This is a genomic window from Zestomonas carbonaria, from assembly GCF_904061905.1.
Lineage (GTDB): Bacteria > Pseudomonadota > Gammaproteobacteria > Pseudomonadales > Pseudomonadaceae > Aquipseudomonas > Aquipseudomonas carbonaria.
Window position 1 is genome coordinate 1 of the sequence record NZ_CAJFCI010000054.1, and the last position, 19,374, is coordinate 19,374.

Genomic DNA, 19,374 nt, shown 5'->3' on the forward strand with positions numbered 1-19,374 from the left:
GGGGGAGAGGGGCGGGGCTTCCGTGCACTTCCGACGCTTCGCCCCTCTCCCTAGCCCTCTCCCATGAATGGGAGAGGGGATTGGTCCGTGCGGACGGTCAGGTCCACGCGGTGCTGCTGGCCGCTTTGCTCCCCTCTCCCATTTATGGGAGAGGGGCCGGGGGAGAGGGCCGGGGCTTCCGTGCACCTCCGACGCCTCGCCCCTCTCCCTAGCCCTCTCCCATGAATGGGAGAGGGGACTGTCCGGTGTTGCGGGTGAGCACTACGGCTGCGCTCACCTCCGTACCGCTTTGCTCCCCTCTCCCTCCGGGAGAGGGGCCGGGGGAGAGGGGCCGGGTTCCGTGCACCTCCGACGCCTCGCCCCTCTCCCTAGCCCTCTCTCATGAATGGGAGAGGGGACTGGCCCGTGCGAACGGTCAGGTCCGCGCAGGGCTACGTGGCCGCGCCCTCCCCTCAAAACAAACTGCTCAACCCCAGGCTCGCCAACGCCGCGCTGGAGGCCTTGGCCGCCAGGCGTTCGCGGTTCTGGTGGTAGACCATGTACAAATGCCCGCCCTTGTCGCCGAAGCCGAGGTCGTTGATGTTGAGCACGCGCATGCCCAGGTTGATGCGCGCGCGGATCGGGTTGAGGTTGACGTCGAAGGCTTCCTCGACGATGGAAAAGTCGGTGATGCGCACCGGCAGCACGCGCTCGCGGCTCCACACGAACAGCGACAGCGGCGCCTGCACCGGGACGATCTCCAGGGTGCCGGCCATGGCCAGGGTGTTGTTGCGGATCAGCGCGCCGCTGTCCGGGTAGACGATGGTTTCCAGCGCCGCCAGTTGCGGGTGGATGCCCACCTCGACGGCGCTGCTGTTCTGCTCGGGGAACGCCAACTGGTCGGTGGCGTCGATCTCGGCGTCCAGCTTGATGGTTTCCACCGGCGGCCCCTTGAGGCGCAGGGGCTCGCTCTGCGTGGCGGTCCCGCCGACGCCCTGAGGTTGCAGGCTGCGGGTCAGCATGTCGGGGTTGTATTGCAGGGCGATCACCCGCTGCACCGCGCCGCTCTCCGGGTCGATGAGGATCAGGCCGCCCTTGAGCACCTTGGGCGACTGGCTGTAGCCGGTCATGCCTCGCGCTCCTCTGTCTTGGCCTTGCCGAACAGGTTGCCGAGCAGGCTCTGCGGGTCCAGGGCGAGCGTGGCGGGTTCGGGCTTGATGTCGGACAGGCTGGGCATGCGGAAGCCCTCGACGCTGTCGTAGTGCAGCGGCATCCGTGCGCCGAAGCGCAGCCCGGTGTCGAACTCGCCGCCGGCCAGCTTCCAGGTCTTCTCGGTGCGCACCTTGAACTTCCACACCCCGGCCTCGGCGTAGACCCGCGCGTTGAGGGCGGCGGCGATGACCACCGCGGCGCCGATGTAGGCGCTGGCGTCGACGCTGAACTTGTCCTTGGAGTAGGCGATCTCGCCGCCCAGCTCGGCCTTGCCCTCCAGGCCGGCGCTGGCCGTGACGTTGAGGCCGCCGCCGATCTCGGCGATGTAGGCGTCGATCACCACGTCGGCGCCGACCTTGCCGCGAATGCCGCCGCCCGCCGGGATGCTGGCCTTGGCCTTGAGGTTGAAGCTGAAGTCGGGGTTGTCCTCGAACGGGCTGAACCTGACCGCCGCCTTGACGCCGGTGAGCTTGCCCGGGCCGACGTAGTAGTAGTAACCGAGGCTGCCCCACAGCCTGACCTTGAGGCCGATGGGGCCGATGGAAGCACCGGGGATGGGGATGCTGCCGGACGCCTTGAAGATGGTGTTGTCCTTCTCCACCTCGGGGAAGCGCTTGAACAGCAGGATGTCGGGGAAGCTCAGTTCGCCGTCGAAGGTGATCCGCTGGTTCTCGTCCACGGTGATGCCGGCGCTGGCCACCAGGTCCTTCTTGATCTCGTAGGAGAGCTTGCCGGTGCCGGTGATCTTCTGGCTGGGATGCAGGACGATGCTGATGCTGCCCTTGGCGCGGCCCTTGTCGATCTTGATGTCGCCCTTGCCGTGGACCGTCTCCTTGTCGCCCTTGCGCTCGTAGGTGGCGTCCAGCGTGCCATCCAGGCCGGAGAAGGCGAAGCCGGCCTTGCCGGTGGCGCGGAACAGTTCGCCGTCGTACCAGATGCCGGCCTCGATCGGCTTGAGGTAGGGACTCTTGACCTTGATCCTGCCGCGCCCGCTGAACACCCAGCGGCTCTGCGCGTACTTCAGCTCCAGGTCCGCCTCGTTGCCGCCCGGCAGCTCCAGCTTGACCTTGCCGCTGGCGTCGATCCGGCCCTTGGCGAGGAACACGTCGACCGAACCGCTCTTCACGTAGGGAATCTTGCCGGCCATCTGCCCGGACTCGATGTGCACCCCGCCGCTCCACTCGCCGCCCTTCCAGGTCACGTTGCCCTTGGCCTCGTCCACGCCGGGCAGGTAGGCGAACAGGTCGCCGCTCAGCAGCAGGCCGTTCTCGTCGGCGCTGACTTCCACCTTGGCGGCGGCCACCTTGCGCGCCCCGCCGAACTCGAAGGCGATGGTGCCCACCGGCTTGAGCTTGGGCGCCAGTTCGAGGGCCAGCGAGGCTTCGGTGAGCTTCGCGCCGGGGAACGGCGGTTGCAGCTTGCTCTTGTCCAGCGGCGCCTTGAGGCGGAAGTACTCCGGCGAGAAGGCCACGTCCAGGCGCTTGAGGAAGGGCACCTTGCTCGGCGTGATGAAGCCCTCGCCGGCCAGCCCGCCGGGCACCAGCTCCAGGCTGGTGAAGCGGCCGGGGCTGAGGTAGTCGTAGGTGAAGGCGACGCCGGCGTTCTTGCGCGCCGCCTCGGACAGTTTCAGGCTGCCGTCCTCGGCGACGTTGAGGATGATCCCGGTGCCCTTGCCCGGCATGCTGATCGGCAGGCGCGAGCGGTCGCGGTTGTCGACCACCGCGCTGATGGTGTCCTTGCCCTTGCCGACCCGGCGCAGGGTCATCAGCAGCAGGCCGGGGATGATCTCCGCGCCGGCCTTGTTCTCCGGCACGTCCGACTCGAAGATCGCCGGGGTCCTGGTCTTCTCGCTGATGCGCAGCACCACGGTGTTGCCGCCGGCCATGATCGGGTAGTCGATGAGGATTTCGGTGGACTTGTCGGCCTTGCCCTCCTGGGTCGGCTTGCCGAGCTTCTGGGCGGTCTTGCAGCAGGCCTCGCAGACCGGTGCGCTGGGCATCCGCGCTTCCTTGAACACCAGGCGGATCTGCTGCGGCAGCGGCTCGCCCGCCTCGTCCATCTTGCCGGCGATGCTCTGCGCCAGGCCGAACACCTGCTGCTTGATCAGGCTGCCGCTCATGCCGTTCTCGGTGCGGTCGAGAATCTGGATGTTGTCCTGGGTGTTGTCGCCGCCCACCTGCAACTCGATGATGTGGTCCATCTCGCAGGCGCGGCCGTTGGCGCGGGGAAATCCGTCGGCATCGGCAGCGGTCTCGCCGGTGGCTTTCTGGAAGGCCTGCTTCCAGGCTTCGTCGAGGGCGTCGCCGGTCTTCCAGCCGCGCTTGTTGACCCAGCGGTTGCGCAGCTCCTCGGAACTCACCCGCACCTGCCACAACCCGGCTTCCTGGGCCTTGGTGCCCTGCATGGTGACGATGGCGCGCAACGCCCTGGCCCGCGCCTTGGCCTGCCATTCCTTGAGCACCGGCCCCTTCACCTCGTGGAGCTCCAGGTAGTCCACCTCGAAGGAAGCCAGCTCGGCGTCCTTGCCCTTCTGCTTGCCGACGAAGGTCTTCTCCGGCTTGACCTGGTGGCCGGTCTCCACCTCGACATCCTTGTAGCGCGCGCCGACCCGGTGTTCCTCGGACTTGCCGGCCTCCTCGCCCGGCTTCGCCGGCTGCCGCGACAGGCGCCGGCCGCCCTGGCTGAGCGCCCCGCCGGGCAGCGGCTGGCCGCGCATCACCCGCTCGGCGGCGTGGTCGGCCTCGCGCTCCAGGCGCTGGTACTCCGGGCCCTGGTCGGCCAGGTTGCTGGTGCCGGCGCGCTGCAAGCCCTGTTGCTGCACGGTGTGCGCCAGCTCGTGGGCGAGCAGGTGGCGGCCATCCGCGCTGTGCGGCCGGTACTGGCCGTCGGCGAAGACGATGTGCTGGCCCACGGTGTAGGCGTGCGCGTCGACCTCCCGCGCGGAGGCCGCCGCGGCGCTGTCGTCGTGGATGCGCACGCCGGAGAAGTCGTTGTCGAAACGCTGCTCCATGAAGCCACGGGTCTCGGCGTCCAGCGGCCGGCCGGGACGCGCCAGGGTGTCGTCGACCGACGTCGGCAGGCCGTCCAGCTTCCGTGCCGGCGCGGCGGCATGGCGTTGCAGGCGCCCGGCCGCGCAGCTCTCGCACTCGCCGCCGGGGCCGGCGTTGCCGCCGCAGGCGCACTTGCGTTGCAGCAGCAGGCCACGCGCGGCGCTCCTGGCGGGCGGCGGCTCGCGCTCGGCTCGCGGGGTGACGGCGCGCTCGACCATGGCCTCAGTCCCCCAACCGTTCGGCGATCAGCCGCGCCAGGCGCCGGCCGGTGAGTTCCGGGCGCTCGCCGGGCTGGCGGCGGAAGCGCGGGATCTGCAACGCCTCGGCGTGGAAGCCCTGGCTCGGCAAGGGTTGCGCGGCCAGCAGGCGGCCCAGCTCGCGCTCGAAGGCGCCGGCCAGCCGTGCGCCGTCGCGGGGCGAGTAGCCCGGCAGGGCCAGGCTGCCGATGTGCAGGGACAGCGACGGCTGGGCCTTCATGACCAGTCCCCCATGTCGGCCGGCGCCAGCGGTTTCTCCAGCTTGGCGAACTCGGCTTCGGCGGCGCAGCGCAGGTGACGCATGGACACCGGGCGGTCCTCGTCGGCGGCCAGGAAGGCGGCGTTCAGCGCCAGGTTGCGGATGTGTCCGCCGGACAGCGACAGGCGCGCCAGTTTGCCGAGGTCCAGCCCGGCCAGCGGCGTGTCGGCCGGGAACACCCGCGCCCAGATCGCGCCGCGCGCCTCGGCGTCGGGGAAGGGAAACTGCACGATGAAGCGCAGGCGGCGCTGGAAAGCGTTGTCGATGGATTGCTTGAGGTTGCTGGTGAGGATCGCCAGGCCCCGGTAGGTCTCGATCCGTTGCAGCAGGTAGCTGACTTCCAGGTTGGCGTAGCGGTCGTGGCTGTCGCGCACCTCGCTGCGCTTGCCGAACAGCGCGTCGGCCTCGTCGAACAGCAGGATCGCGCCGCTGCGTTCGGCGGCGGCGAACAGCCGGGCGAGGTTCTTCTCGGTCTCGCCGATGTACTTGCTGACCAGCGCGGCCAGGTCGATGCGGTAGAGGTCCAGGCGCAGCTCGCCGGCCAGCACCTCGGCGGCCAGGGTCTTGCCGGTGCCGCTACCGCCGACGAACAGCGCGCTGATGCCGAGCCCGCGCGCCCCACGCGCGGCGAAGCCCCAGTCGCGGTACACCCGGGTCCGCTGGCGAACCTGGGCGGCCAGGGTGCGCAGGCTGGCCAGCGCCGGCTCGGGCAGCACCAGGTCGTCCCAGCCGGCGTGGCTGTCGACCCGCTGGGCGAGCTGGTCGAGGTCGCGCCGCGCCTCGCGGCGGCAGGCGTCCCAGAGTTGTTCCGGGGTGCCGTTCCAGTCGCCGGCGATACGCGCGATGCTCGCGGCGGACAACTGGAACTGCTCGGCGATGGCGCCCAGGCGGCCGTTCATGCCCGCGCCCCGCTCGCCCATCGCCTGCTCCCACAGCGCCTGGCGACCGGCCGCGTCGCCGGCCCGCCAGTCCACCCGCCATTGCCCGCGGCGCAGCGCCAGGCTGCCTTCGCCACTGAGCAGCACCAGCCCTTGCAGGCCGTCGAGGAAGTCTGCCAGGCGCCGCGCCCGGTCCGGCTCGGGGTGCTCGACCTCGACCCACAGCAAGGCGCCGCGCAGCAGCGCCTCGCGTTCCCACAGGCGCGCCAGTTGCTCGCGTTCCTCGCGCGCGGCCGGCAACTCGCTGCCGTGCAGGCGGTACAGGCGCAGCTCCAGTTGCGCGGCCAGGGACCTGGCGAAGGCTTCGCCGTCGCCCTCTTCGAGCCGTGCGATGGGTGTCGCGGCCAGGTTCGGCGCGGCCTGCCACTGCTCGGCGAGCCGCGCGATGTCCGGGTCGCCGCCGTTCGCCACGGTGCCCGGCACGGGCCGGAACCAGGGCTCCAGGCGCGGGTCCGGGTAACTCAGCCCGGCCACCTGGTGGAGGATGCATTCGTCCACCACCAGCCGCGCCTGCAACGGCCCGCCGCCACCGGCCAGTTCCAGCAGGCACCAGCGGCGCAGGCGGCCCACCGGGGTCACCGCGCCCCAGTCAGGGTCGGGGAGCAGCGCCAGGGCCAGGTCGAAGCTCGCCCAGGGCTTGCCTTCGTCGCCCTGGGCCTGGGCCAGCAGGATGCGGAAGCGCGCGTCCAGCTCGCTCGCCACGACCAGCAGCAGCACGTCCTGCTCGAAGCGGTTGAGGCCCAGGCGCTGGCTCAGGGCGGCCAGCGCCGGCGGGGTTTCCAGGTAGGTGCCGAGCGGCGTCGGCTCACCGGCCAGGGCCCGCGCCAGGTAATCGGCGAAGGCATCCAGCGCCGTGGCGAGCAGGCGCCGGTTGTCGGCCAGTTCGCGGCGCGTGCTCATGGCTGCACCTCCGGCCCGGCGAAGCGTCCGTCGGCGCCGAGCTGCAAGGGGCTGATGCCGGCGTCCACCTGCACCCGCGCCAGGTAGTTGCCCTGCGCCACGTTGCGGTATTCCACGCTGACCTGGGCGGTGCTCTCGGCCGGCGCGACGATGCCGTTGCCGTCGCTGGCGGAGAAGCTGTAGGCGCGCGCCGGGCGGTTGGCCGGCGGGTCCTTCTCGTTGAGCAGCAGGCGCACCCGCTGGCGAGTGCCGATGCGCGGCACGCAGTCGATGGCGATCGCCCCGCTGCGGTAGGTGACGCCATCCACCACCGTGCTGTTGGCGCCGGGCAGGACGTTGAAGGTCGCCTCGGGGTTGAGCACGAAGGCCGCCAGGTTGGACTCCTGCCCGCCGTGGGGCTGCGGCGGCGAGCCCATCAGTTGCGGATGCACCAGTTGCAGGGTGCAGACGCCGGCGCGCAGGGAATCGGGAATGGCCGGCGGATTGCCGAGGGCGAAGGCGAATTCCAGTTCGTCCTTCTCCAGGCGCTGCACACCGCCGGCGAATTCCTCGCCGTTGACCAGCAGGCGGACCTGCGGCGCCGCCAGGTTGGCGCCGCTGGCCCGCACCAGGCCGCCGGGCAGGATCGGCGCGCCGAGGCCGGCGGCGGACTCCACGCGGTCCAGGCGCGGGGCGCGCAGCGGCACCACGTAGAGGTTGCGCCCCAGCACCGGCAGCGGCGTGCGCTGGCTCTTCGTCGACTGCTGGAGGAGCACGCTGACCAGATAGGCGGCGCTCGGCCGCGCCGGGGTCTGCAAGGCCGCCCAGATGCGCGACACCTCGTCGGTGTTGTGGTTGAGCGGGGTGATGCGCAGTTGCTCGACCTGATCGGCGAGGCCGGCGAGCTGCAACTGGTTGGGCAGGTTGGGCTTGGTCGGCGCCGGCATCAGGGCCTCGCGGATCGCCTCGCGGCCGAGCCCGGGCGTGTCGTGGAGAATCTGCATGGCGGCGCCGAGCATGATCTCGGCATGGAAATCGGCCACCCCGTAGGCGGCGATCAGGAAGTGCAGGTCGAGGGCCAGCGCCGGGTTGGCGATGCGCTCGCCACGGCTGTCGCGGCTCGGCAGGTCGAGGTTGGTCCAGCCGGGGTTGCGGGTCTGGTTGTAGAGGAACAGGTTGAGCTGGCTGGCGGCGCTGTCCGCCGGGATGCGCTCGGGCGGGATGCAGGTGACGGCCACCGCGTTGGCGCCCAGCACGTCCTCCAGCTTGAGGGCGGCGAAACCGCTCTGCAGCAGTTGCTGCAACACCGCGGCGGTGGCGGCGATGCCCAGGGCGGTGCTCATTTCCGCCCTCCCCGTTCGCGCAGGTAGTCGTCCAGCGATTGCGCCGCCTGCCGTCTCGGCGCCTCGTCACGGCGCGGCGCGGCCGTGCCTTCCAGCGGCAGCACTTCGATACGGCCGATGCTGATCTCCACCTTCGGCGCCGCCATCCGCGGCGGCTCCGCGCGGGCGGCGGCCGGCCCAGGCGCGATGCCCGGGACGGGCGCGGCCTGCGGCGGGGTTGGCATGTCCAGCGGGACGAGTCGTTCGATCCGCCGCTCGAGCACTTCCTGCAAGGTCTCCCGGCTTTCCAGGCGTTCCTGGCGCAGCTCGACACGCTCATGCACCTCGCGCTCGCTGTGCAGGCGCTCCACCCACTCCAGGCGCGGCTCGGGCTGGCGTTCGGCGGGAGGCGGTGGCAGCGGCTCGCGGGTCGGGACGGCGGCTTGCGGCAATGGCGGCTCCGCTCGCACTGGTTCGCGCAGCGGGGTTGGCACGGGCGGTGCCGGGGCTGGTTCCCGGCTGCGCGCAAATGGCGGCGGCTCGGCCTGGCGCGGCGTGGGGAGCAGCGGCTCCAGCGGCGCGGGCATGTCCGGCCGGGGCATCACGACGGGCTGTGCCACCACCGGTTCGAGCGGCACGCCGGGCTGTTCGTGCGCAAGCTCCGGGCCGAGCGGCGCCAGTGCGTCGCTCTCGAAGCGCGACTGCCCGCGCGGGCGGATGCGCGCCGGTTGCAGGGCGCGGCGCGCCAGGGTCGCCAGATGGTCGCTCATGCCAGCACCCGCGCCAGGTAGCGGGCCCGCCGCGCCGGGCCGAGGGCGAGGATCTGTGCCTCGCTCCAGCCGTAGGCCGAGGCCAGCAGGTGGACCTGGTCGAACAGTCGCTCGGCCCATTGGCCGAAGGCTTCGTCGAGGTAGGCGCCGATGTCGAACAGCTCGCTCCACTGCTCGCCGCAGGCCGGGCAGCTCAAGGCCAGTTCGGTGGCGGCCTGCGGATCGGCCTCGGCCATGGCGCGGGCCAGCTCGGCCTGCAAGTCGGCCGGCAGGTCATCGGCCCAGTCGCTGCCCAGGCAACGGCGCAACAGCAGCGCGCGGGCCTGGTCGAGGTCGCCGGCGCGGGCCATGGCGGCGAGGTCGCGGCTGTCCGGCAGGCGGTAATGGAAGGTCCGCCCCTGCCAGGCGACGGCCTGCGCCTGCGGGTCCGGCTCCGGCGCGTCCAGGCGCAGCGCGTGGCAATCCAGCGCCAGCTCCAGGCGCTCGCCGCAGGCCGGGCAATCCGCCGTGGCGCTCAGTCGAGGGCCGAACAGGGCGCCGTGCAGCGCCAGCAACTGGCTGTCGCGGCGGCCCAGCGGCAGGCGCTCGGCGGCCTCCGCGCCACCCTCCAGCAGCGGCGCCAGCAGCGCGCAGGGACGCAGGGGTGGCGGCAAGCCCTGGCTGTGTTCCCAGGCCTGTAGCCAGTCGGCGGCGGTGAGTGCGCTCAAGGTCGATCTCCCTGTGGCGCGGGAAGCCCGCGCAGGCCATCAGTCCATGCGGGTCAGCTAGGCTCGGTGAAGCTCGGTTCGCTGGGCTCGGCCACTTCGTAGTCGCGTTCCCAGCCCTCGTTCTCCAGCTTGAGCCGGGCGATGGCCACGGCGTTGGCGTTGGCGTCCAGGTCCGGCAGCGACTGGAACTCGCTGACCCAGCAGCGGAACACCTTGTAGGCCAGGACCAGTTGGCCGGCCTCGTTGTAGAGCTCGAGGATCAGGTCCTTGCGGAAGTCCTTGAGGGAGACTTCCGCGCCCAGCCCGGAGCCGAAGTTCCAGACCTTGTTGGCCCACTTCTCGAACTCGCTGTCGTGGGTCACCCCGCGCTCCAGGGTGATGGCCTCGAACTCGGTGCGCCCCGGCGACTTGCGGCTGGTGCTGGGGTCGCCGCCTTCGCGGTGCTTGACCACCTCGGTGGTGCGCTTGAGGGCCGAGACCTTGCTGATCCCGGCGACGTAGCGGCCGTCCCATTTCACGCGGAATTTGAAGTTCTTGTACGGATCGAAACGCTGGGCGTTGACGGTGAACTGGGCCATCTGTGTTCTCCCTCGAGTGGCTTGCGGCAGGCGTGCCCCGGCGGGGCACGGGTTCTCCTCGCGTTACACCTGGATCTGCCCGGCCAGTTGCTGGATCTTGATCACCACGAATTCCGCCGGCTTGAGCGGCGCGAAGGCCACCAGGATGTTCACCACGCCCCGGTTGATGTCGTCCTGGGTGGTGGTCTCGCGGTCGCACTTGACCAGATAGGCTTCGCGCGGCGTGCGGCCCTGGAACGCGCCCTGGCGGAACAGGCCGTTCATGAAGGCGCCGAGGTTGAGGCGGATCTGCGCCCACAGCGGCTCGTCGTTGGGCTCGAAGACCACCCACTGGGTGCCCCGGTACAGGCTCTCATCGAGGAACAGGGCGAGGCGGCGCACCGGCACGTACTTGTACTCGGAGGTCATCTGGTCGGCGCCGCGCAGGGTGCGCGCGCCCCAGGACACCGCGCCGAACACCGGGAAGGTGCGCAGGCAGTTGACCCCCAGCGGGTTGAGGCTGCCGTTCTCGCCGTCGGTCAGCGCGTAGCCGAGCGCCTGCGCGCCCACCAGGGTCGCCTCGGTGCCGGCCGGCGCCTTCCACACGCCACGGTCGCCGTCGGTGCGCGCGTACAGGCCGGCGATGGTGCCCGAGGGCGGGGTCAGGCGCAGCTTGCCGTTCTTCAGCGGGTCGGCGATGTACATCCAGGGGTAGTAGACCGCCGCGTGGTCGGACTTCGGCAGCGCGGTGCCGGAGACCGCCGCGACCATCTGCTCGGGCGTCACGGCGGCGGGCGGCGCGTCGATGACGAAGAAGGCGCGGCGCTCCTCGCAGTAGGCGGCGGCGTCCATCAGCACGCCGGTGTCGGTGACGCCGGGCAGGCAGAGGATGTTGAACAGGTCCACCGATTCCAGGGCGTAGAGCCCCTTGCGGCTGGCGCGGTCGGCGATGAACGCCGGGTAGACGTCCGCCTCGCCGTAGGGGGTTTCCGTGCCGCCCTGCAGGGTCAGGTTGACCGGCTGGGAAGTGGTCGAGCCGGCCAGCAGGTGCAGTTCGGCGGCGATGCTGTTCAGCGGCGCGGCGGTGACCACGATGCTCGAAGCGCCGCCCTGGGTACCGGTGGCCAGGACCAGGCGGTTGCCGCCCTGCACGCTGGCGGTGAAGTGCTGGTAGGCCGGGTTGGACGGCTTCAGGGCGCGCACCGCGGCTTGCAGGCGCGCCGCCACGTCGCCCAGCTTGGCCGCCAGGTTGGCACCGGCCGCCAGCGCGTCGCCGATGCCGACCACGTCCGGGCCGTAGCCGTCGAGGCTGATGCGCAGGCTGGTGTGGGTGGCGTCGGGCAAGGCGTTCAGGTCGGCGGCGGCGAACACGTCGCTGGTCAGGGTGGCGGGATCGGGCACCGGCCGGGGACGGATCGCGGCCACCCCGTCGATCTCGCTGCCGCCCGCGTCGCTGCCCAACTTGAGCACCACGCTGGCGTTGTTCTTCTGCCCCGGCAGCACCCGCACGCTGGAGAACTCGCCGGCCACGCCGGACTGCATGCGGATGACCTGGGTGCTGGCCGGCCGCTCGCAGACGAAGGTGTCGTAGGCCGCCTGGCTGTTGGCCTGGGCGCGCACCTTGGCCTGGATCGCCGCGCACAGGCTGTCGAGCCGCTGGGTCGCCGTGCCGCCGGCGATGTCCGCCGGCAGCGCGATCACCACCTTGACCGGCGGCAGGCCGTTGACGCTGACGCGCAGTTCGTTGTGGTTGGCGTCCAGCAAGGTGGCGACGTCGGCCAGGCTGCCGCCGAGCGATACGCCGTTGGGCAGGGCGTCGAGAGCCGCCTGGTTCGGCAGGCGGGTCAGCTTGACCAATTGCGACACGCCGTTGACCAGGTCGAGCGCATAGCGGCTGTCCGCCGAGTTCATCGACAGGTTCTCGTAGACCTCGGCGACATTGTCGGCGGCGCGGATGAACGCGATGTTGAAGGTGCTGCCCGGGTTGCCGGTGCGGTGGTCGACGCGCACCTCGATGCCGTTGCCGGCCGTGCCGGCGTCCAGCGCCTCGACCTTCAGCACGTCGACCGCCGCCGCGCTGGCCAGGGTGGCCTCGGCGGCGGTGGCGTCCTTGACGATGCGCACCGCATAGGCCTCGGTGCCGCCGTTCTGGAAGAACTGGCGCACCGCGTAGCCCATCTCGGAATCGACGGCCAGCCCGCCGAAGCGGCGCTCGTAATCGGCAAAGCTGAACAGGCGCACCGCCCTGTCGATCGGCCCGCGCGGCGCCGAGCCGAGGAAGGCCGCCACCGACGTGGCGACCCCGGTGATGGTGCGCACGCCGCTGGGCAGTTCTTCGATATAGACGCCGGGGTAGCTGAGTTGGGCAGGCATGGGGAAGCCTCCTTGCAGGATGAGGCCGCTGTCGGCTGATGGCTGAGTTCCCTTCAGAGGCAAGCAATGACTGCCGCCTTGCCACACGCCCAACGCGACTGCATCCGGAGTGCAACCCGCCCGGAAACTGTTGATGACCACCGAACATATCGCGAAGCGAACGGTGATCCGAGGGATATGAGAAAGCTATAGATCGGTTTGCCGATTACGCCAGTGCGCGGCTTATTAATTTTCATGACTTCGAAGTCCGGAAAATCAATACGCCATTATTGAGCCATTACCTGGCCAGCAGTCGCGACGCAGTGCATGACAGGCCCGAGGCAGAGCAGGAAAACCGGGACTGACGTGCAAGAATCGCCACTTCAGGAAAGATTCAGGACGCCAGAAAAATACAACTTTCCGACATCCAAAAGTGTGAACTACCGGAACTCTTAAAGTCATCTCCCGACAACTTCCAACATATATGCAAACAATCGGAATCCATTGAATCGACAGAGACTAGTAACACTTTCAGCGCATCCCGAAACACCGTCATTCCCGCGAACGCGGGACGGTGCTTGCACCGTACGCCCTTCAGGGCGGCCCGAAGGGTGAGCGAAGCGAGTAACCCAAAAACCAGATTACATCCGGCCGACAAGTACAACCTCGAAGTGCTTCTACAGAGTCTCCCAACGAAGCCGGATCGAGACATCGAAACATCCCCGCATATTCCATAAATGAATATAAATATATAAATCAATTATTTTTTGAAATAACCAATCCCCTCCTATAAAGACCACCTGCCCCGGGTGACCACATCCGCGATCTGTTGCCACGGCAACAGCGAATCAACTGTTCGCCCAGCAACAGCGGATCAACAGATAAGTCCCGAAAGCAACAAGCCGGATTTCTCACGAAAACCCTATCTATCTGATTCATAACGAATTCATGGCTTGGTACGGCGATTGCTCCTGATCCTGCACACCAAGCAACAGGAACACCTCACATGAGCACTCCCCTGAAAGTCGTCGCCGTCTCCGGTGGCACCTCCCGCCCCTCCCGCACCCTGGCGCTGACCCAGGCGCTGGTCGCCGAACTCGGCCAGCACCTGGCGATCGACAGCCACATCATCGAGCTGGGCGACATCGCCCGGCCGCTGGGCGGCGCGCTGTGGCGCAAGGAGTTGCCGGAAACCGTCGAACACGAGCTGCGCCGCATCGAATCCGCCGATCTGCTGGTGGTCGCCGCACCGGTCTATCGCGGCACCTACCCCGGCCAGTTCAAGCACCTGTTCGACCTGATCGGACAGGATGCGCTGATCGGCACCCCGGTGCTGCTCGCCGCCACCGGCGGCAGCGATCGCCACGCGCTGGTGATCGACCACCAGTTGCGCCCGCTGTTCAGCTTCTTCCAGTCGGTCACCCTGCCGCTCGGCGTGTACGCCTCGGAGGCCGATTTCCAGGACTACCAGATCGTCAGCGAAGCGCTCCAGGCACGCATCCGCCTGGCCGCCGAACGCGCCCTGCCGCTGTTCGCCGGGCAGCGGCTGCTGCGCAAGATCGCCTGAGGAGCCGGCATGAGCCACCCCATCTTCCGCACGCAGGCAGCCGCCCCAGGACCAACGAGGATTTCCGCGTGAGCGCCCATCAACAACAACCCGCCGTACTGAATCCCCTGCAGACCGCCCGCCGGCTGGCCGCCGATTTCGCCGAAACCGCCGCCGAGCGCGACCAGCGCGGCGGCACGCCGAAAGCCGAGCGCGACGCCATCCGCAACAGCGGCCTGCTGGCCCTGAGCATTCCCACCCAGTACGGCGGGCTCGGCGCGAGCTGGAGCGAGACCCTGGACATCGTCCGCGAGTTCGCCAAGGTCGACAGTTCCATCGCCCACGTGTTCGGCTTCCAGCACCTGATGCTGGCCACCGTGCGCCTGTTCTCCCGGCCGGACCAGTGGCAGCCCTGGTTCGAGCAGACCGCGCGCAAGAATTGGTTCTGGGGCAACGCCCTGAATCCGTTGGACACCCGCACCGTGGTCAAGAAGTTCGACGGCTGGCGCGAGTTCTCCGGCAAGAAGAGCTTCTGCTCCGGCGCCAGCGACTCGGAGATGCTGATCGCCTCGGCCATCGACGAAAGCGCCGGCGGCAAGCTGCTGATCGCCGCCATCCCCAGCGGCCGCACCGGCATCACCCTGCACGGCGACTGGGACAACATGGGCCAGCGCCAGACCGACAGTGGCAGTGCCACCTTCGAGCGGGTGCGCGTCGAGGAGAACGAACTGCTCCTCGACCCCGGCCCGCTGAGCACGCCGTTCGCCTGCCTGCGCCCGCTGATCGCCCAGTTGCACTTCGCGCATATCTTCCTCGGCATCGCCGAAGGCGCCCTGGAAGAAGCCCGTCACTACACCCTCAAGGAAGGCCGGCCATGGTTCAGGTCCAAGGCCCAGCACGTCAGCGAAGACCCCTACGTCCTGCGCCACTACGGCGAGTTCTGGGTCGGCCTGGAAAGCGTGCGGGCGCTGGTCGAGCGCGCCGCCGAACAGCTCGACGAAGCCTGGCGCAAGGAGCACAACCTGGGCAGCGAGGAGCGCGCGCAACTGGCCCTGTCCATCGCCGCCGCCAAGGTGACCGCCAGCCGCACCGGCCTGGACATCTGTAGCCGGCTGTTCGAAGTGACCGGCGCGCGCTCCACCCACGCCTCGCTGCGCCTCGACCGCCACTGGCGCAACCTGCGCACCCAGAGCCTGCACGACCCGGTGGACTACAAGATCCAGGAACTGGGCGAGTGGGCGCTGAGCCAGACGCGCCCGACGCCCACCTTCTATTCGTAAGGGATGCCCATGCAACTGCTGACCCTCCCCCCATCCCCGACACTGGCCACCTCGATCAGGGCGACCGCACAGGTCTTCGAAGACCCCAGATCGCAGGCGCTTCTCGCTCATCTGCAACAGGTCGCCCCCAGCGAGGCCAGCGTCCTGATCATCGGCGAGACCGGAACGGGCAAGGAGCTGGTCGCACGCCACATCCACAACCTCAGCGGCCGCCGCAACGGCCCCTTCGTCGCGGTCAACTGCGGCGCCTTCTCCGAATCGCTGGTGGAGGCCGAGCTGTTCGGCCATGAGAAAGGCGCCTTCACCGGCGCCCTGGCGTCCAAGGCCGGCTGGTTCGAGGAGGCCGACGGCGGCACGCTGTTCCTCGACGAGATCGGCGACCTGCCGATGGCGATCCAGGTCAAGCTGCTGCGCGTGTTGCAGGAGCGCGAGGTGGTGCGCCTCGGGTCGCGCAAGAGCATCCCGATCAACGTCCGGGTGCTGGCGGCGACCAACGTGCAGTTGGACAAGGCGATCAACGCCGGGCATTTCCGCGAAGACCTGTACTACCGCCTCAACGTCGTCAGCCTGCAGCTCTACCCGCTACGCGAACGGCCCGGCGACATCCTTCCGCTGGCCCGCCATTTCATCAGGACCTACTGCGAGCGCCTGGGCTACGGCGAGGTGCGCCTGAGCCCGGAAGCCGAAAGCAAACTGGTGGGCTACGGCTGGCCGGGCAACATCCGCGAACTGGAGAACGTCATCCACCACACCCTGCTGGTGTGCCGCAACGGCGTGGTGCAGGAGGACGACCTGCGCCTGTCGCACATCCGCATCGAGCGCCAGGAAGCCCAGCCGGTGGTCGAGGAAAGCGCCGATGCCCAGTTGCTGCGCGCCTTCCAGCGGCTGTTCGAGGAACAGGGCGGAGCCCTGCACGAACTGGTGGAAGACAGCCTGCTGCGCGCCGCCTACCGCTACTGCCACTACAACCAGGTGCACACCGCCAACCTGCTCGGCCTCAGCCGCAACGTCACCCGCGCGCGGCTGATCGCCATCGGCGAACTGGTGGTCAACAAGCGCCGCCCCGAACCGACCGGCCGGGACAGCCGGTTGGTGCAACTATCCATATAAAAAAAGCCGAGAAGAGCGCTGGAGGCTGGAAAGCTGGACGAACGGCCTCAAGCCTCCAGCGCTCTTATCGGCTTCACCACCCTTGCGTTGCCATCCCAACAGCAACGAGGAAAAACCCATGAGTCTCGATATCTTCTGGTTCCTGCCCACCTCCGGCGACACCCGCTACCTGGGCAAGTCGGACAGCGGTCGCCCGGCGACCAACGAATACATGCGGCAGATCGCAGTGGCCGCCGACCAGCTCGGCTACGACGGCCTGCTGATCCCCACCGGCAGCAGTTGCCTCGACCCCTGGGTGACCGCCGCCAGCCTGGTGCCGGTGACCCGGCGCATCAAGCTGCTGGTGGCACTGCGCACCTCGCTCGGCAACCCCACCGCCTCGGCGCGCCAGGCGGCGACCCTCGACCAGGCCAGCGGCGGCCGCCTGCTGCTCAACGTGGTGCCCGGCGGCGACGCCACCGAACTGGCCGCCGACGGCGTGTTCCTCGCCCATGACCAGCGCTACGAAGCCTCCGACGAGTTCCTCACCATCTGGCGACGGCTGCTCGAAGGCGAAACCGTCGACTTCGACGGCAAGCACCTCAAGGTGCAAGGCGCACAGAACTTCTTCCCGCCCGTGCAGCAGCCCTACCCGCCGCTGTACTTCGGCGGCTCCTCGCCGGCCGCCCACGAACTGGCGGCCAGGCACGTCGATGCCTACCTGACCTGGGGCGAGCCGCCGGCGGCGGTGGCCGAGAAGATCGCCGACGTGCGCGAGCGGGCGAAGAAACACGGCCGCACCGTGCGCTTCGGCGTGCGCCTGCACGTGATCGTCCGCGAGACCAACGAGAAGGCCTGGGCCGCCGCCGAGGAACTGATCAGCCATCTCGACGACGAAACCATCGCCAAGGCCCAGGCCAACTACTCGAAGATGGACTCCGAAGGCCAGCGGCGCATGGCCGCGCTGCACGGCGGCCGCCGCGACAAGCTGGAAGTCGCCCCCAACCTCTGGGCCGGCGTCGGCCTGGTGCGCGGCGGCGCCGGCACCGCGCTGGTCGGCGATCCCGAGACCGTGGCCGCGCGCCTGCAGGAATACGTCGACCTCGGCGTGGACAGCTTCGTACTCTCCGGCTACCCGCACCTGGAAGAAGCCTACCGCTTCGCCGAACTGGTCTTCCCGCTGCTGCCGGGCAAGGGCCGCGTCACCGTGGACGGCGTGCTCACCGGCGGCGCCTTCGACGTGCGCGCCGGGCGCGACAAGGAGAATGCCGCGTGAAGATCATCGACATGCGCTGCCGGCCGGCGTTCCTGCATCCCTTCTTCGGCGGCGTGCCGGGCTCGCCCGAGCACGCCACCGCGCGCTGGCTGAACCGCCGGGTCGGCACCCGTGGCGCCGACGACCACTTCGAGCGCTCGCTGACCCAGGAAGGCTTCCTCGCCGAAGTTCGCGAGGCCGGGCTGTCCAAGGCGGTGGTGGTCGGCCGCCACACGCCTTCCCAACACCTGCCCAACGAACGGATACACGACATCGTCCACGGCCACGACGAACTGCTCGGCATCGGCGCCATCGACCCGGCGCTGCAAGGCGTGGAGGCGGCGCTGGCGGAGATCGACCGCGCCATCGACCAACTGGGCCTGGCCGGCATCGACCTGGAACCGGGCTTCGGCGAACCGGCCCGGCACCCGGACGACCCGCTCTACTGGCCGATCTACGAGCATTTGCAGAAACGCGGCATCCCGCTGTTCCTGATGAGCGGCCCGACCACCCCCGACCCGGCCCACAACGACCCCAGCCGCCTGGCCGCCGTGGCCCGCGCCTTCCCGGACCTGAAGATCGCCGCCTACCACGGCTACTGGCCCAACGTGCAACAGGCCCTCGGCGTGGCGTTCCGCTACGAGAACATCCACCTGGTGCCGGACATGTACCTGTTCCTGCCCGGCAGCGAAGCCTACGTACAGGCCGCCAACGGCTTCCTCGCCGACCAGTTGCTGTTCGGCTCCTCCTACACCTTCCGACCGATCCGCCAGAGCATCGAGGATGCCCAGCGGCTGGGCTTCAGGGATGAGGTGGTGGAAAAGTTCTTCTACGGCAATGCGGCGCGGGTGCTTGGGTTGTGAGCCAGGGAGAAGGCGACCAGCCGGACGCACATGCGTACCTGCGGGAAGCCCTCCGGCTCGACCGTGCCTCGCGGGAAGGCGAGGCCATCGGGCACTACCGGAAAGCTCTGGCACTGGGCCTGTCGATGGAGGAGCAGGTCCTCGCCACGATCTGCCTGGGCTCATCCCTGCGCAATGTCGGCGAGGCTGAGGAAAGCCACCGCCTACTCGCGCCTCTTGCCGCCAGCAACAACGCCGCCTTCCTGTTCCAGGCGCTGGCCCTGTACGACTGCCGGGAATATCGGCGGGCGAGCGGATTGTTGATGGAGCGGCTGCTGGCCTTGCTGGTCGAACGGGATGATCCGGATGTTCGACCGTTCGCTCGGCCCTTGGCGAGGTATGTGGAACGGGTGTTGGATGATGCACGAGGTGATGTGAACCTGTAGGAGCGGCCCATGGCCGCGATCCGTTGTGGCCTGGGCTTGCCATCGGCGTTGGCAATCAGCTCCGCCCCTCACCCCAGCCCTCAAGCCAAAATCCCAAATACAAACCACAGCTCACAAAACACAATCCCACCGAAGCCCATACAATCCCCTCCCCCATCCCCCAAGAGCCACGACACATGCCAAACCAGATACGCGCCAAGGTGCTCTGCCTGTTCCGCCAGGGAGATCGCATCCTGGTCAACCAGGCTCACGACACCGTCAAGCGACAGGACTACTGCCGCCCGCTGGGAGGTGGAATCGAATTTGGCGAAACCTCGACAGAAGCGCTGGTACGCGAAGTCCGCGAGGAACTGAGCGCCGAGGTCATCAACCTGCGCCAGGTCGGCACGCTGGAAAACCTCTTCATCTACAACGGCACGCCCGGTCATGAAATCGTGGTGATCTACGATGGCGAGTTCGCGGATGCTTCGCTGTACGACGAGCCATTTCTTTCCGGCGTGGAAAGCAACGGCGAACGCTTCCAGGCGCAATGGCGCTCTCTCGACTCGTTCTCGGAGGCGTTGCCGCTGTACCCGAATGGCCTGCTGGCCTTGCTGCGCCCGGCGAAGACGTAGGGTTTGCCTTCAGTGAGGGG

Annotated in this window: 16 protein-coding genes; 7 read left to right on the forward strand and 9 right to left on the reverse strand. The window is 68.9% G+C overall.

Annotated features, from left to right (window positions below):
- Positions 1 to 452 precede the first annotated feature (452 nt).
- The 9 genes from PSEWESI4_RS13320 to PSEWESI4_RS13360 all read right to left on the reverse strand — a co-directional run bounded on the left by PSEWESI4_RS13320 (position 453) and on the right by PSEWESI4_RS13360 (position 12,303).
- Entirely contained in the window at positions 453 to 1,109 is a 657-nt protein-coding gene (locus PSEWESI4_RS13320) for a hypothetical protein (protein ID WP_187671693.1), read from the reverse strand.
- A complete protein-coding gene (locus tag PSEWESI4_RS13325; protein ID WP_187671694.1) occupies positions 1,106 to 4,459 on the reverse strand; it encodes an eCIS core domain-containing protein in 3,354 nt (1,117 codons plus the stop codon). Before PSEWESI4_RS13325 ends, PSEWESI4_RS13320 begins: the two co-directional genes overlap by 4 nt.
- Before the next feature lie 4 nt (positions 4,460 to 4,463).
- Entirely contained in the window at positions 4,464 to 4,718 is a 255-nt protein-coding gene (locus tag PSEWESI4_RS13330; protein ID WP_187671695.1) for a hypothetical protein, read from the reverse strand.
- Positions 4,715 to 6,595: an AAA family ATPase gene (locus PSEWESI4_RS25290; RefSeq protein ID WP_187671696.1), complete on the reverse strand. Its 1,881-nt coding sequence runs from the start codon at positions 6,593 to 6,595 to the stop codon at positions 4,715 to 4,717. The genes PSEWESI4_RS13330 and PSEWESI4_RS25290 overlap by 4 nt, the downstream gene beginning before the upstream one ends.
- Positions 6,592 to 7,917 (reverse strand): DUF4255 domain-containing protein, encoded by a 1,326-nt coding sequence (locus PSEWESI4_RS13340; RefSeq protein WP_187671697.1) that lies wholly within the window; start codon positions 7,915 to 7,917, stop codon positions 6,592 to 6,594. Before PSEWESI4_RS13340 ends, PSEWESI4_RS25290 begins: the two co-directional genes overlap by 4 nt.
- Positions 7,914 to 8,666 (reverse strand): hypothetical protein, encoded by a 753-nt coding sequence (locus PSEWESI4_RS13345; protein ID WP_187671698.1) that lies wholly within the window; start codon positions 8,664 to 8,666, stop codon positions 7,914 to 7,916. The genes PSEWESI4_RS13340 and PSEWESI4_RS13345 overlap by 4 nt, the downstream gene beginning before the upstream one ends.
- Positions 8,663 to 9,373, reverse strand: a complete 711-nt coding sequence (locus PSEWESI4_RS13350) for a hypothetical protein (protein ID WP_187671699.1) — start codon at positions 9,371 to 9,373, stop codon at positions 8,663 to 8,665. Before PSEWESI4_RS13350 ends, PSEWESI4_RS13345 begins: the two co-directional genes overlap by 4 nt.
- Before the next feature lie 53 nt (positions 9,374 to 9,426).
- Positions 9,427 to 9,951, reverse strand: a complete 525-nt coding sequence (locus PSEWESI4_RS13355; RefSeq protein ID WP_187671700.1) for a phage tail protein — start codon at positions 9,949 to 9,951, stop codon at positions 9,427 to 9,429.
- A gap of 63 nt (positions 9,952 to 10,014) precedes the next feature.
- On the reverse strand, positions 10,015 to 12,303 hold the full coding sequence (locus PSEWESI4_RS13360) for a phage tail sheath family protein (protein WP_187671701.1): 2,289 nt from the start codon (positions 12,301 to 12,303) through the stop codon (positions 10,015 to 10,017).
- Positions 12,304 to 13,288: 985 nt separating this feature from the next.
- Between PSEWESI4_RS13360 and msuE the strand changes: the two genes are divergently transcribed.
- The 7 genes from msuE (at position 13,289) to PSEWESI4_RS13395 (ending at position 19,354) form a co-directional block, all read left to right on the forward strand.
- The gene (gene msuE / locus PSEWESI4_RS13365) at positions 13,289 to 13,849 is read left to right on the forward strand and encodes an FMN reductase (protein ID WP_187671702.1); all 561 of its coding nucleotides are present in this window, start codon (positions 13,289 to 13,291) and stop codon (positions 13,847 to 13,849) included.
- Positions 13,850 to 13,917: 68 nt separating this feature from the next.
- Positions 13,918 to 15,108 (forward strand): acyl-CoA dehydrogenase family protein, encoded by a 1,191-nt coding sequence (locus PSEWESI4_RS13370; protein ID WP_408004312.1) that lies wholly within the window; start codon positions 13,918 to 13,920, stop codon positions 15,106 to 15,108.
- Positions 15,109 to 15,117: 9 nt separating this feature from the next.
- Positions 15,118 to 16,218 carry a sigma-54 interaction domain-containing protein gene (locus tag PSEWESI4_RS13375; RefSeq protein WP_187671703.1) on the forward strand — a complete coding sequence of 367 codons (1,101 nt, stop codon included), beginning with the start codon at positions 15,118 to 15,120 and terminating at the stop codon, positions 16,216 to 16,218.
- Between the two features lie 118 nt (positions 16,219 to 16,336).
- Positions 16,337 to 17,473, forward strand: a complete 1,137-nt coding sequence (gene ssuD, locus PSEWESI4_RS13380; RefSeq protein ID WP_187671704.1) for an FMNH2-dependent alkanesulfonate monooxygenase — start codon at positions 16,337 to 16,339, stop codon at positions 17,471 to 17,473.
- On the forward strand, positions 17,470 to 18,315 hold the full coding sequence (locus tag PSEWESI4_RS13385) for an amidohydrolase family protein (protein WP_187671705.1): 846 nt from the start codon (positions 17,470 to 17,472) through the stop codon (positions 18,313 to 18,315). Before ssuD ends, PSEWESI4_RS13385 begins: the two co-directional genes overlap by 4 nt.
- On the forward strand, positions 18,312 to 18,740 hold the full coding sequence (locus PSEWESI4_RS13390) for a tetratricopeptide repeat protein (protein WP_187671706.1): 429 nt from the start codon (positions 18,312 to 18,314) through the stop codon (positions 18,738 to 18,740). Before PSEWESI4_RS13385 ends, PSEWESI4_RS13390 begins: the two co-directional genes overlap by 4 nt.
- A gap of 176 nt (positions 18,741 to 18,916) precedes the next feature.
- The gene (locus tag PSEWESI4_RS13395) at positions 18,917 to 19,354 is read left to right on the forward strand and encodes an NUDIX hydrolase (protein ID WP_187671707.1); all 438 of its coding nucleotides are present in this window, start codon (positions 18,917 to 18,919) and stop codon (positions 19,352 to 19,354) included.
- The last annotated feature ends 20 nt before the right edge of the window (positions 19,355 to 19,374 follow it).